Annotated in this window: 11 protein-coding genes; 8 read left to right on the forward strand and 3 right to left on the reverse strand. The window is 62.6% G+C overall.

Annotated elements, in window-relative coordinates; genetic code table 11:
* The first annotated feature begins 1 nt into the window (after position 1).
* Both BUA69_RS05590 and sseA read left to right on the forward strand, forming a co-directional pair.
* Positions 2-1,069, forward strand: a complete 1,068-nt coding sequence (locus tag BUA69_RS05590; RefSeq protein ID WP_046135406.1) for an ABC transporter ATP-binding protein — start codon at positions 2-4, stop codon at positions 1,067-1,069.
* A 301-nt stretch (positions 1,070-1,370) separates the two neighbouring features.
* Positions 1,371-2,204 (forward strand): 3-mercaptopyruvate sulfurtransferase, encoded by an 834-nt coding sequence (gene sseA / locus BUA69_RS05595; RefSeq protein ID WP_072866483.1) that lies wholly within the window; start codon positions 1,371-1,373, stop codon positions 2,202-2,204.
* Positions 2,205-2,530: 326 nt separating this feature from the next.
* On the opposite strand, the gene mmsB is transcribed toward sseA, so the two are convergent.
* From mmsB to chvE, 3 genes are all read right to left on the reverse strand, one after another.
* Positions 2,531-3,772, reverse strand: a complete 1,242-nt coding sequence (gene mmsB / locus BUA69_RS05600) for a multiple monosaccharide ABC transporter permease (RefSeq protein WP_046135405.1) — start codon at positions 3,770-3,772, stop codon at positions 2,531-2,533.
* Positions 3,769-5,301: a multiple monosaccharide ABC transporter ATP-binding protein gene (mmsA, locus tag BUA69_RS05605; protein ID WP_046135404.1), complete on the reverse strand. Its 1,533-nt coding sequence runs from the start codon at positions 5,299-5,301 to the stop codon at positions 3,769-3,771. Before mmsA ends, mmsB begins: the two co-directional genes overlap by 4 nt.
* Positions 5,302-5,427: 126 nt before the next feature.
* A complete protein-coding gene (gene chvE / locus BUA69_RS05610) occupies positions 5,428-6,474 on the reverse strand; it encodes a multiple monosaccharide ABC transporter substrate-binding protein (RefSeq protein WP_046135403.1) in 1,047 nt (348 codons plus the stop codon).
* A 483-nt stretch (positions 6,475-6,957) separates the two neighbouring features.
* On the opposite strand from chvE, the gene BUA69_RS05615 reads away from it, so the two are divergent.
* From BUA69_RS05615 to BUA69_RS05640, 6 genes are all read left to right on the forward strand, one after another.
* Positions 6,958-7,728, forward strand: coding sequence for a FadR/GntR family transcriptional regulator (locus BUA69_RS05615; RefSeq protein WP_052950572.1), 771 nt, complete (start codon positions 6,958-6,960; stop codon positions 7,726-7,728).
* A gap of 83 nt (positions 7,729-7,811) precedes the next feature.
* Positions 7,812-8,765 (forward strand): sugar-binding transcriptional regulator, encoded by a 954-nt coding sequence (locus BUA69_RS05620; RefSeq protein WP_046135402.1) that lies wholly within the window; start codon positions 7,812-7,814, stop codon positions 8,763-8,765.
* A 161-nt stretch (positions 8,766-8,926) separates the two neighbouring features.
* On the forward strand, positions 8,927-10,237 hold the full coding sequence (locus tag BUA69_RS05625; RefSeq protein WP_046135401.1) for an ABC transporter substrate-binding protein: 1,311 nt from the start codon (positions 8,927-8,929) through the stop codon (positions 10,235-10,237).
* Positions 10,238-10,428: 191 nt separating this feature from the next.
* Positions 10,429-11,301: a carbohydrate ABC transporter permease gene (locus BUA69_RS05630; protein WP_046135400.1), complete on the forward strand. Its 873-nt coding sequence runs from the start codon at positions 10,429-10,431 to the stop codon at positions 11,299-11,301.
* Between the two features lie 8 nt (positions 11,302-11,309).
* A complete protein-coding gene (locus BUA69_RS05635) occupies positions 11,310-12,140 on the forward strand; it encodes a carbohydrate ABC transporter permease (protein WP_046135399.1) in 831 nt (276 codons plus the stop codon).
* 174 nt (positions 12,141-12,314) lie between these two features.
* A complete protein-coding gene (locus tag BUA69_RS05640; protein ID WP_046135398.1) occupies positions 12,315-13,319 on the forward strand; it encodes an ABC transporter ATP-binding protein in 1,005 nt (334 codons plus the stop codon).
* The last annotated feature ends 40 nt before the right edge of the window (positions 13,320-13,359 follow it).

The raw sequence follows: 13,359 nt of genomic DNA on the forward strand, positions 1-13,359 counted from the left end.
CATGGCAGCAGAATTTCTCCGCGTCGAAAAACTGACCAAGCGCTTTGGCAACAATACCGTGGTGCATGGCGTCGACTTCGCCTTTGCCAAGGGCGAGTTCATCTCCCTGCTCGGCCCCTCCGGCTGTGGCAAGACCACGATCCTGCGCATGATTGCCGGCTTTGAAACGCCCACCAGCGGCTCCATCGAAGTCGAGGGCCAGGACATTACCCACCTCAAGCCCAACCAGCGCCAGCTCGGCATGGTGTTCCAGGCCTATGCGCTGTTTCCCAATCTCAATGTCGGCGACAATATCGGCTTCGGCCTCAAGATCGCCGGCATGGGCCGCGAGGAACGCCGCGCCCGCACCGATGAAATGCTGCGTCTGATCGGCCTGCCTGGGTTCGAGAAGCGCTTTCCCTATGAAATGAGCGGCGGCCAGCAACAGCGCGTCGCCCTGGCCCGCGCCATTGCCCCGCGTCCGCGCATGCTGCTGCTCGATGAGCCGCTGTCGGCGCTGGACGCCAAGATCCGCGTCTCGCTGCGCGAGGAAATCCGCGCCATCCAGCTCGATCTGGGCATCACCACGGTGTTCGTCACCCACGACCAGGAAGAGGCACTGTCGATCTCGGACCGCATCGTGGTGATGAATGCCGGCCATATCGAACAGCTCGGCGCGCCCCACGAAGTCTACAACAAGCCGGCCACCCGCTTCGTCGCCACCTTTGTCGGCACGCTCAACACCATCGAGGCATCAGTCGCCAGCGCTGCCAATCATCAAGTCACCATTGACGGCCAGACCGTCGCCCTGCCCAGCCTGCCCTCCGGCGCCGTCGATGGCAGCGCCATCTCGCTGACCCTGCGCCCCGAAGTGCTGAGCGTCGGCAATCGCCCGGGCAATGACATTGTCCTGGCCGGCACCGTTGCCGACGTCACCTTCCTGGGCTCCGTCATCCGCCTGCGGGTCGCGCTCGGCCAGAACACACTCAGCCTCGACACCTTCAACGACCAGCGCACCGCCCCACCCACCCGCGGCGAGCCGGTGACCATCAGCCTCGCCAGCAAGGACCTGCTGATATTGGGGGAATAAGGGGGCGGGCACGAACGGCAGTATCTGAGCCACAGAAATACGCCACCCACCGGGCTGCCCACGGGCTAGACCCGTGTGCCAATCGCCACACCTACAGCATCGCGGCGCTCCCACAGACCCGCGGGTCAGGCCCGCGGGCAGCTCCGTGGTCGAAAGACCTCAAGGGATGCCCTCCCTCCGGCCGTCATCCCGGCAAAGTCCGGGATCCATTTTTGCCACGCACCACCGCCATGCGGACGTCACAGCGATTGACCCCCGCTTCCCCACACGCCATCCTGCCGGATCACTTGGAGCAAGCGTCTTGACCACCCCCTTCGTGACCACCGACTGGCTCGCCCAGCATATGTCCAATCCCAATGTCGTCATTGTCGATGCCAGCTGGCACATGCCCGCAGCCGGCCGTGACGCCCATGCCGAATATCTCTCGGGGCACATTCCCGGGGCCGTGTTCTTCGATATCGACGCGATCGCCGACACCACCTCCGAGCTGCCCCATATGCTCCCCGCCCCGGCTGATTTTGCCCGCATGGTCGGCGCGCTGGGGATCAGCGAAGGCATGACCATTGTCGTCTATGACGAACTCGGCCTGTTTTCGGCACCGCGCGTCTGGTGGACCTTCAAGACCATGGGCGCCAAGGATGTGCGTATTCTCGAAGGCGGCGGCCCGAAATGGCGCGCCGAAAAGCGCTGGGTGGAAAATGGCCCGGTCGTGCGCGCCCCGCGCCAGTTCGAACCCAGCTTCAACCGCGCCCGGGTCGCCCACTTCGCCACGGTGCGCGATCGCAGCATCGACCGCGCCGCCCAGATCGCCGACGCCCGCCCGGCACCCCGCTTCAACGCCGAAGTGCCCGAACCCCGCGCCGGGCTCAAATCCGGCCATATCCCCGGCAGCCTCAACGTGCCGGTAAGCCTGCTCACCACAGACGGCAAACTCAAGCCGGCGGCGGAACTGCAGGCGCTGTTCGCCGAGCGCAAACTCGACCTGAGCAAGCCCATCATCACCACCTGCGGCTCCGGCATCACCGCCGCAACGCTGGCCCTGGCGCTGGAACAGGCCGGCGCCAAGACTGTCGCGGTTTATGATGGGTCGTGGACGGAATGGGGCGGACGCGCCGACGCGAAAGTCGAGAGCTGAGGGGCTCCCCTCCCAATCCTCCCCACCCACCGTGCTGCCTTCGGATCAAGTCCGAGGGCGGTCTGGTGGTTTTTGACGCGACCGAGAGAGCACTGGGATCGCCGGCATTCCGTCTTACCCACCGAGACATTCCCGCGCAGGCGGGAATCCATTCTTGCTCGTTTCTGCGCCCGTAAGAGTGGATTCCCGCCTGCGCGGGAATGACTCCGTGGTGTTGGAAATGTGTGGTTTAGGGTGCTTCCATCGCCCTCCCCTCGACCCCGCCTCCAAACAAAAAAGGCCGCCACGATCCCTCGTGACGGCCCCAATCCAAAAAACCCCAAAAATCAGGCCTTGTTCTTGTTGTAGACGTCGAACACCACGGCGCCGAGCAGGACGAGGCCCTTGATGACCTGCTGCCAGTCGATATTGACGCCCATGATCGACATGCCGTTATTCATCACGCCCATGATGAAGGCGCCGATGACAGCGCCCGCCACCTGGCCGACGCCGCCCATGGCGGAGGCGCCGCCGATGAACACGGCGGCGATTACGTCGAGCTCGAAGCCCTGCCCGGCCTTGGGCGTGGCGGTATTGAGGCGGGCTGCAAAGATCAGCCCGGCCAGCGCCGACAGCATGCCCATGATGACGAAAATGTAGAAGGTCAGCCGCTCGGTCTTGATGCCCGAAAGCTGCGCCGCCTTGGCATTGCCCCCCAAGGCATAGATGCGCCGGCCCAAAGTGGTTCGCTTGGTGAGGAAGACGAAGCCGGCGATCAGGATCGACATCACGATCAGCACATTCGGCAGGCCCTTATAGGAGGCCAGCAGATAGGTGAAGAACAGGATCAGCGCGCCGATCAGGGCGGTCTTGATCGCGAACACCGCGAAGGGCTCGGCCTCATAGCCGTGTTGCTCGCGGCGGCGGCGGGTGCGGATCCCGGAAAACACCATGGCGACAACGATCAGGATGCCGATGATCAGCGTTGTCGAATGCAGCGAAATCGGCGGCACGCCCTCGCCCTGCGGGATGACGATGGGACCGATGAAATCGGGAATGAAGCCGGCGCTGAGCAGCTGGAACTCCGCCGGAAACGGGCCGACCGAAGCGCCGCCGAGAACGGCCAGGCTCAAACCCTTGAACACCAGCATGCCCGCCAGCGTCACGATGAAGCTGGGGATCTTGAGATAGGCGATCCAATAGCCCTGCGAGGCGCCGATGACGCCACCAGCCAGGATGCACAGGATCGCGGCCGGGATCGGCGCTATGCCATAGCGCACCATCATGATGGCGGCGATGGCGCCGATAAAGCCCGACACCGAGCCCACCGACAGATCGATATGGCCGCCCACGATGACCAGCAACATGCCCAGCGCCATGATGATGATGTAGGAGTTCTGCAGGATCAGATTGGTCAGGTTGACCGGCTTGAACAGCACGCCATTGGTCGTGAACTGGAAGAACACCATAATGGCCAGCAGGGCGACGACGAGGCCATAATCGCGCAGATTGGTCTGCAGGATCGTGCGCATCGTCGAGGTCTGCGCCGGCGCGGGCGCGGGCGCGGGGGTAGCGGTTTCGGTGGTCATGCGGTTCTTCCTTCTGCACGCACGATAGCGCGCATGATCTTCTCCTGGCTGGCCTCGCTGCCCGCGAGTTCGCCAACGATGCGGCCTTCGTTCATCACATAGATGCGGTCACAGATCCCCAACAGCTCCGGCATTTCCGAGGAGATGACCAGGATGCCTTTCCCCTCCTCCGCCAGCTTGTTGATGATCGTGTAGATTTCATACTTGGCGCCGACATCGATGCCGCGCGTCGGCTCGTCCAGGATCAGCAGCTCGGGATTGGAGAACAGCCACTTGCTGAGCACCACCTTCTGCTGATTGCCGCCCGACAGATTCCCGGTGACCTGGAACACGCTGGACGAGCGGATATTGGTCTTCTTGCGATAGTCATTGGCGACATTCATTTCGGCGATGTCGTCGATCACCCCGCCCCGCGACACGCCCGGCAAATTGGCAATGGTGATGTTGTGCTTGATATGGTCGATCAGGTTGAGGCCATAGGTCTTGCGGTCTTCGGTGGCATAGGCCAGCCCCGCATCGACTGCCCGGCGCACGGTCGACGTATCGACCTTCCTGCCATGCATGAACACGTCGCCGGTGATGTTGCGCCCATAAGTGCGCCCGAACACGCTCATGGCGAATTCGGTCCGCCCGGCGCCCATCAGCCCGGCAATGCCAACCACCTCGCCCTTGCGGACCTGAATATTGACGCCCTTGATCACCTGGTGATCGGCATGCAGCGGGTGGTGGACCGACCAGTCCTTCACCTCGAGCAGCATTTCACCGATCTTCGGCGCGCGGGCGGGATAGCGATCATCGAGCGAACGGCCCACCATCGAGGTGATAATGCGGTCTTCGCTGATCTCGGCCTTGTCCATGGTCTCGATGGTACGGCCATCCCGGATCACGGTGATGCGGTCGGCCACCTTGCTGATTTCGTTGAGCTTGTGCGAGATCAGGATCGAGGTGATGCCCTGCTTCTTGAACTCCAGCAGCAGCTCCAGCAGCGCCGCGCTGTCCTTTTCCGAAAGGCTGGCCGTGGGTTCGTCCAGGATCAGGAGTTTGACCGCCTTGCTCAGTGCCTTGGCGATTTCCACCAGCTGCTGCTTGCCCACCCCGATATGGGTGATCAGCGTGTCGGGGTCCTCGTTGAGCCCGACCATCGACAGCAATTTGCGGGCGCCGTTGCGCGCCTCGTCCCAGTCGATAATGCCGAACCTGGCCTGCTCATTGCCCAGAAAGATATTCTCGGCAATCGACAGCAGCGGCACCAGCGCCAGCTCCTGATGGATGATGACGATGCCGCGATGCTCGCTGTCCCTGATGGATTTGAAGTGAACTTCCTCGCCCCGGTAGACGATCTGGCCGTCATAGCTGCCCGCCGGATAAACCCCGCTCAGCACCTTCATCAGGGTGGATTTGCCAGCGCCGTTTTCACCCACAATGGCGTGAATCTCGGCTTCCCGCACATCCAGGTTCACGTCCTGCAGGGCCTTTACCCCGGGGAAGGTCTTGGTGATGCCACGCATCTCCAGAATAGTGGTGTTCATTGACGACCCTTGTGAACTTGGGTTCAGGCGGCGGCACGAACAAACTGACCAGCCGCAGCCTACAAGAACGGGCATAAACCCGAAAGGGCCCCGCTTTGTCGCGAGGCCCCGGAGATATCGGCGCGCTTACTTCAGGTCGTCGGCCTTGATGTAGCCGCTGTCGACGACGCGCTGGACGTAGTTGTTGATGTCCACTTCGTACGGGGTCAGCAGGATCGACGGCACAACCTTGACGCCATTGTCATAGGTGGCGGTGTCCAAGCCGGCCGGGGTTCCGCCCGACAGCACGGTGTCGACGAGTTCGGCCGTGATCTTGGCCAGCTCGCGCGTGTCCTTGAACACGGTCGAATACTGTTCGCCGGCAATGATCGCCTTGACCGAGGGCACTTCGGCATCCTGGCCCGAAATGATCGGCCATGGCTGATCGGCGGTGCCATAGCCAACGCCACGGAGCGAGGAGATGATGCCGCGGCTCAGCCCGTCATAGGGCGACAGGACCGCATCGACGCGGCTGCCATCCGAGTAATTGGCCGAGAGCAGGTTATCCATGCGGGCCTGGGCAACCGCACCATCCCAACGCAGGGTACCAACGGTTTCCATACCGGTCTGGCCGGACTTCACCACCAGCACGCCCTGATCGATCAGTGGCTGCAGGACGCTCATGGCGCCATCATAGAAGAAAAAGGCGTTGTTATCGTCGGGCGAGCCGCCGAACAATTCGATATTGAACGGACCCTTGTTCTCGGGATAGCCGAGCCCCTTGAGCAGCGAGCTCGCCTGCAGCACGCCCACTTCGAAATTGTCGAAGGTGGTGTAATAGTCGACATTGCCGCTATCGCGGATCAGGCGGTCATAGGCGACCACGGTGATGCCGGCATCCTTGGCCTGCTGCAATACGGCGCTGAGCGTGGTGCCATCGATCGAAGCGATGACCAGGGCCTTGACGCCCTTGGTGATCATGTTCTCGACCTGCGCCAGCTGGTTTGGAATGTCGTCTTCGGCATATTGCAGATCGGTGCCATAGCCCTTTTCGGTCAGCGCGGCGACGAGCGCATCACCATCGCTGATCCAGCGCAGCGACGACTTGGTCGGCATGGCAATGCCCACGGTGCCCTTGTCCTGCGCGAAGGCAGAGGACGAAGCTGTCAGCGCCATGGCGCCCACTGCCAGCATGGTTGCGATTGTTTTTAGAACCTTCACGTCTCGACTCCCTTTGTGTCTTCGAATTCAGAAGCTCTGGATGGAAACTTATCGGCAGGGCAGCAGCGAGCAGTCATGGGCGAATGCGAACGCACCCGACCCGGCACGGCAGCCCGCCAGATCGCGTCGCTTTCGCGTCACGAACCTCCGTACGGGCGCCCCGAGGCGCACCGCCAGATTGTCTTGCATGAAAGTCCTCCTGCGTGACGGCATCGCCGCCAGGGCCCTCCCAAGCCCACGCCGGCAACGCTAGGATAATCAGATACCCCTGTAAAGCTGGATAAACTCGCACCAGCACTTTTTTCGAGTATCGAAAGTTAATGATACGGCTGTGAACTGGGCGTTGCACATCCGGTTCTCCGCCGTTATCGTGCCCTGACGAGGCAGAGCAATCCAACCGCATGAGCCTGGAATGGCAGCATTGGATGCTAGGGTATCAGATACCTTGGAGGGGACGTGGCAAATCAGGATCCGGAGCGGATCGATCAATCGAGCGCGGCGAGCAGCGTTGCCGACAGCCTGGCGCACCTAATTCTGACCGAATTGCCCCCCGGATCGAGCCTGCCCAGCGAAGCCGAGCTAGCGACACGCTACGATGTCAGCCGCCTGACCATCCGCGAGGCAGTCAAGATGCTGGAGGGGCGCGGGCTGCTCGAGATCGCTCGCGGGCGCAGGGCCGTGGTGCGCCAACCCGATGGCTCCGCTTTCACCGATTTTCTGAGCTCGGTCATCCGCTACGACCCCAAGGGCCTATTCGACCTGATCGAGGTGCGCCTGTCACTGGAGGTGCAATCGGCAACGCTGGCCGCCAAGCGCTCCGGCCGCGCCGGCATTGCCGCCATCGAAAATGCCTTGCAGGGCATGCGCGACGCCGCCAGCGCCGCAGACGGCATTGACTCCGAGGCGGGCGAACTGCGTTTTCACACCTATGATGTCGGCTTCCATGAGGCCATTGCCCTGGCCAGCGGCAATCGCGTGCTGGGCTATCTGTTCGAGGCCATGGCAGTGCCGCTGCGGGAGGGGTTTTACATCAGCCGCCGCGGTCACGAGCAGCGTGGCCACAGCATTCAGGACACCATCGAGGCGCACCAGCGCATCCTCGATTGCATCAAGGACGGCAATGGCCGCGCCGCTGCCGAGGCCATGCGGCTGCATCTCAAGGACACCGAGCGCGACATCCGCGCGGCGCTCAGCACCCTGTCCCATTCCACGACGCCCCGCACCTGATGCCGGAGCAATTGACCGAGAAACGGCTTGCAGCTTGGCGCAGCATGGCCGAATAATCCGCCCGAATTTATCGGGACCCGGATATGGCGCCACGACAGGACAGCAACAGCCACCGGCTGGACGACGCAGCTCGCGCCGGCTGGCTCTACTATGTCGCCGGCAATACCCAGGAAGAGATCGCCACCAAGCTGGGGATCTCCCGCCAGTCGGCACAGCGCCTCGTCTCGCTCTCGGTCAGCGAAGGCCTGATCAAGGTCCGGCTCGATCATCCCATTGGCCGCTGCATGGACCTGGCCAGCCGGCTCAAGTCGCGCTTTGCCCTCGACCTGGCCGAAGTCGTCCCCTCCGATCCGACCAGCGATTCCACCACTATCGGCCTGGCCGAGGCCGCTGCCACCGAGATCGAACGCTGGCTGAAGCGCTCCGATCCCATCGTCATGGCCATCGGCACCGGCCGGACGCTCAAAGCCGCCATCGAACAGCTGACGCCGATGGAATGCCCGCACCACAAAGTGGTTTCGCTGACCGGCAATATCGCGCCCGATGGTTCCGCCGCCTTCTACAACGTCATCTTCAACGTCGCCGATACGGTCAAGGCGCGCAGCTTTCCCATGCCGCTGCCGGTCATCGCCTCCTCGGCCCGCGAGCGCGAATTGCTGCATGCCCAGCCCATGATCCGCGAAACCCTGGCGCTCGCCGCCAAGGCTGACATCACCTTTGTCGGCATTGGCGATATCGGCCCCGATGCACCGCTCTATCTCGATGGCTTCATCACCGACAGCGAACTCAAAGCCCTGCAAAAGGCCGGCGCCGTCGGCGAGATCTGCGGCTGGAGCTTCGATGCCGAAGGCAAGCTGATCGATGGCCTCACCAATGAGCGCGTCGCTTCGGCCCCGATGCCGTCGCGCGAACGCTCGCTGGTGGTGGCAATTGCCATGGGAAAGAAGAAATTGCCCGGCATCCGCGCCACATTGAACCGACGCCTGGTCAACGGCCTGATCACCGACGAGCGGACCGCCGAAGGCCTGCTGGCTTGAGCTAAACGCCTGCTACTGCTGCGTTTACAACGAAAATCTGCACATTGCCGCATTATCCACGCGCCCATCTGACGCATGGCACACTTGACTCCTGCGCATAACGTGTGAGTATTTGCCCATCTTCGTGACAAATGCTCGATACGACTACTGGGAGGATTTTAATGAAACTGACACCCCTTTTTGTGGGCGCCTTCAGCTTGGCGCTTGCCGCTTCTGCTTCTGCACAGACCCTGACCATCGCGACCGTCAACAATGGTGACATGATCCGCATGCAGGGCCTGTCCGAGGCGTTCACTGCCGATACCGGCATTGGGCTCAACTGGGTCGTGCTTGAGGAAAACACGCTCCGCCAGAATGTCACCACCGACATTGCCACCAATGGCGGGCAATATGACGTGATGACCATCGGCACTTATGAAGCCCCGATCTGGGCCAGGCAGGGCTGGCTGGTCCCGCTCGATGCGCTGTCCGGCGATCCCGCCTATGATGTCGATGACCTGCTGCCCGCCATTCGCGACGGCCTGTCGGTCGATGGCAAGCTCTATGCAGCGCCGTTCTATGGCGAAAGCTCGTTCGTCATGTACCGCAAGGACCTGATGGAAAAGGCTGGCCTGACCATGCCGGAGGCCCCGACCTGGGAGTTCATCGGCGAAGCCGCCCGCGCCATGACCGACCGCGCCAATGACATCAATGGCATCTGCCTGCGCGGCAAGGCGGGCTGGGGCGAGAACATGGCCTTCCTGACCGCCATGTCGAACTCCTTTGGCGCCCGCTGGTTTGACGAGGCCTGGCAGCCCCAGTTCAACACGCCGCAGTGGAAGGACACACTCGACACCTATCTCGCCCTGATGGCCGATGCCGGCCCGACCGGCGCCTCGTCCAATGGCTTCAACGAAAACCTCACCCTGTTCCAGCAGGGCAAGTGCGGCATGTGGATCGATGCCACCGTCGCCGCCTCTTTCGTGACCAACCCGACCGATTCCACTGTCGCCGACCAGGTCGGCTTTGCCCTGGCGCCCGACAATGGCCTGGGCAAGCGCGGCAACTGGCTGTGGGCGTGGTCGCTGGCCATTCCCACCAGCTCGCAGCAGCAGGACGACGCGGCCAAGTTCATCAACTGGGCGACCAACAAGGCCTATCTGGAAACCGTCGCGGCGCAGGATGGCTGGGCCAATGTCCCTCCCGGCACCCGCACTTCGCTCTATGAGAATGCCGAGTACCAGGCCGCCGCGCCCTTCGCCAAGATGACGCTGGACTCGATCAACTCGGCCAATCCCAGCCAGCCGACAGTCGATCCCGTCCCCTATGTTGGCGTGCAGTTCGTCGCCATTCCTGAGTTCGCCGGTATCGCCACCAATGTGGGCCAGCTGTTCTCGGCGGCGCTTGCCGGCCAGATGTCGGCCGACGATGCCCTGGCCCAGGCCCAGGACGCCACCCTGCGCGACATGACCCGCGCCGGATACATCAAGTAGCTCACCTCCTGAGAACTATGCGGCCGGGCGCTCCGGCAACCGGCCGCAGACTTTTCGGGGAGGTTCGGACGCGTCGGCAGGTAGATACTCCTCCCTTGCGCTGCGTCCCACGCTGGAGCCGCCCGGCCAACGCCCCCCCCTTAGAGGTCGGGCGGCTCTGACGGATCGATGCAACCCTTGGGGATGACGAGATGGCGACCCAGCAAACCAATACGCTTGCCCGCGTGATGATGGCCCCGGCCGTCATCGTGCTGCTGATCTGGATGATCGTGCCACTGGTAATGACCATATGGTTCTCGTTCCAGAATTATAGCCTGATCAACCCGATGATGACCGGCTTTGCCGGCTGGGCCAATTACATCTACGTCATTGGCGACCCCTCCTTCACCCAGGCACTGGTCAATACCCTACTGCTGGTGGGAGGCGTACTGATCATCACGGTGATCGGCGGCACCTTCATTGCGCTGCTGCTCGATCAGCCGATCTGGGGCCAGGGGATCCTGCGCATCCTCGTGATCTCGCCCTTCTTCGTCATGCCCCCGGTCGCGGCGCTGATCTGGAAAAACGGCTTTCTGCATCCCGGCTATGGCATGTTCGGGCACCTGTTCAAGATGCTGGGCCTGCAGCCGGTGGACTGGTTCGCCCAATACCCGCTGTTCTCGATCATCGTCATCGTCGCCTGGCAATGGCTGCCTTTCGCCACCCTGATCCTGCTGACGGCGCTGCAATCGCTTTCCGAGGAACAGCGCGAGGCCGCCGAAATGGATGGCGCCAATGCGATCAATCGCTTCTGGTACATCATCATGCCGCACATGGCCCGGGCGATCACCATCGTGATCCTGATCCAGACCATTTTCCTGTTGGGCATTTTCGCCGAGATCCGCGTCACCACCGGCGGCGGCCCCGGCTATGCCTCCACCAACATCGCCTTCCTGGTATTCCGCACCGGTATCCTCAGCAATGACATCGGCGCCGGTTCGGCTGGCGGCGTGGTTGCCGTCATCATCGCCAACATCGTCGCATTCTTCCTGATGCGCGCTGTCGGCAAGAACCTCGACGCGTAGGAGGGATCATGGCCCGCAAAGTCTCGACGCAAACCCGGATCGGCTTCACCATCGGCGCCTGGGTGGTCGCGCTCCTCCTGTTCTCGCCCATTCTGTGGACGGCACTCACCGCCTTCAAGACCGAGGCCGAGGCCATCGCCTCGCCACCCACCTTCTGGCCGCAGACCTTCACCCTCGAGAACTTTTCGGCGGTGCAGGAGCGCTCCGACTACGTCAAGCACGCCATCAATTCGATCATCGTGGCGCTGGGCTCGACCCTGCTCGGCCTGGCCATCGGCATTCCCGCCGCCTGGGCCATGGCCTTCGCCCCCACCAAGCGCACCAAAGACGTGCTGATGTGGATGCTCTCCACCAAGATGATGCCGGCCGTCGGCGTCCTGATCCCGATTTACCTGATTTTCCGCGACCTGCGCCTGCTCGACACCGTGCATGGCCTGACCATCATCATGACGCTGATCAACCTGCCGATCATCATCTGGATGCTCTACACCTACTTCAAGGAAATCCCGGTCGATATCCTGGAGGCGGCGCGCATGGACGGGGCCGAGCTGTGGAACGAGATCGTCCATGTGCTGGTGCCCATGGCCATCCCCGGCATTGCCTCGACCCTGTTGCTCAACGTCATCCTCGCCTGGAACGAAGCCTTCTGGTCGATCACCCTGACCTCGGGCCGCGCCGGCACGCTCACCGCCTTCATCTCTTCGTTCTCGAGCCCGCAGGGCCTGTTCCTCGCCAAACTCTCCGCCGCCTCGTTGCTGGCCATCGCACCCATCCTGCTGATGGGCTGGTTCAGCCAGAAGCAGCTGGTCCGTGGCCTGACTTTCGGGGCGGTGAAATGATCTGGGCTCCCGCACCCCCACCCAACCTCCCCCTCACAGGGGGAGGAGCGCTCCTGTGGCTCACCGCCATCTCGACAAACACGGTTAGTCCCTCCCCTTCCCAGGGGGAGGCCAGGTGGGGGGCACGACAAGCTCTGACCATTCCACAATTGAACTCGACCAGAGGACTATGAAATGGGTTCCATCTCGCTCGAACACGTCAACAAGTCCTTCGGCGACGTCCAGGTCATCCCGGACATTTCGCTCGACATCAAGGATGGGGAATTCGTCGTCTTTGTCGGCCCCTCGGGCTGCGGCAAGTCCACCCTGCTGCGCCTGATCGCCGGGCTGGAAGACACCAGCAGTGGCACTATCCTGCTCGATGGCGTCGACATGACCGACGCACCGCCGGCGCGACGGGGCCTGGCCATGGTGTTCCAGTCCTACGCGCTCTATCCGCATATGAGCGTGCGCGACAATATCGCCTTCCCGCTCAAGATGGCCAAGCTGCCCAAGGAAGTGATCGACCAGAAGGTCGACTACGCCGCCCGCACGCTGAACCTCTCCAGCTATCTCGACCGGCGCCCGCGGGCGCTCTCGGGAGGGCAACGCCAACGCGTTGCCATCGGCCGCGCCATCGTGCGTGAGCCCAAGGCGTTCCTTTTCGATGAGCCACTGTCCAATCTCGACGCCGCACTGCGCGTCAACATGCGCCTGGAAATCACCGAACTGCACCAGCAGCTCAAGACCACGATGATCTATGTCACTCACGATCAGGTCGAGGCCATGACCATGGCCGACCGCATCGTCGTGCTCAATGCCGGCAATGTCGAACAGTTCGGCTCCCCGCTCGACCTTTACAAAAAGCCCGCCAACCGCTTCGTCGCCGGCTTTATCGGCAGCCCCAGGATGAACTTCGTCGATGGCGCCGAGGCAGCCAAGTATGACGCCCATTCCATCGGCGTTCGCCCCGAGCATTTCGTACTGACCCGCATCCCGGCACCGGGTTCGTGGGAAGGCGTGGTCAGCGTCGCAGAACAGCTGGGCTCCGATACGTTCCTGCATGTGCAGGTCGGCGAATTCGGGCTGATGACCATTCGGACCGATGGCGAGGAAACCTTCTCGCATGGCGACGACGTCTACCTGACGCCCGACGCCACCCGCATCTACCGCTTCGACGCGGACGGCAAGGCGCTCTAATATGCCCAAAACCCTCCATCCTTCGGTGCTTTTGCTCCCC

Source organism: Devosia limi DSM 17137 (assembly GCF_900128975.1).
In the GTDB taxonomy this organism is placed as follows: domain Bacteria; phylum Pseudomonadota; class Alphaproteobacteria; order Rhizobiales; family Devosiaceae; genus Devosia; species Devosia limi.

What these genes read in the sequence shown, in the direction of transcription:
- BUA69_RS05590 (WP_046135406.1), top strand. Translation starts at nt 2, where the DNA reads ATGGCAGCAGAATTTCTCCGCGTCGAAAAACTGACCAAGCGCTTTGGC.
- mmsB (WP_046135405.1), bottom strand. Translation starts at nt 3,772, where the DNA reads ATGACCACCGAAACCGCTACCCCCGCGCCCGCGCCCGCGCCGGCGCAG.
- mmsA (WP_046135404.1), bottom strand. Translation starts at nt 5,301, where the DNA reads ATGAACACCACTATTCTGGAGATGCGTGGCATCACCAAGACCTTCCCC.
- chvE (WP_046135403.1), bottom strand. Translation starts at nt 6,474, where the DNA reads ATGCTGGCAGTGGGCGCCATGGCGCTGACAGCTTCGTCCTCTGCCTTC.
- BUA69_RS05620 (WP_046135402.1), top strand. Translation starts at nt 7,812, where the DNA reads ATGGCGCCACGACAGGACAGCAACAGCCACCGGCTGGACGACGCAGCT.
- BUA69_RS05625 (WP_046135401.1), top strand. Translation starts at nt 8,927, where the DNA reads ATGAAACTGACACCCCTTTTTGTGGGCGCCTTCAGCTTGGCGCTTGCC.
- BUA69_RS05630 (WP_046135400.1), top strand. Translation starts at nt 10,429, where the DNA reads ATGGCGACCCAGCAAACCAATACGCTTGCCCGCGTGATGATGGCCCCG.
- BUA69_RS05635 (WP_046135399.1), top strand. Translation starts at nt 11,310, where the DNA reads ATGGCCCGCAAAGTCTCGACGCAAACCCGGATCGGCTTCACCATCGGC.
- BUA69_RS05640 (WP_046135398.1), top strand. Translation starts at nt 12,315, where the DNA reads ATGGGTTCCATCTCGCTCGAACACGTCAACAAGTCCTTCGGCGACGTC.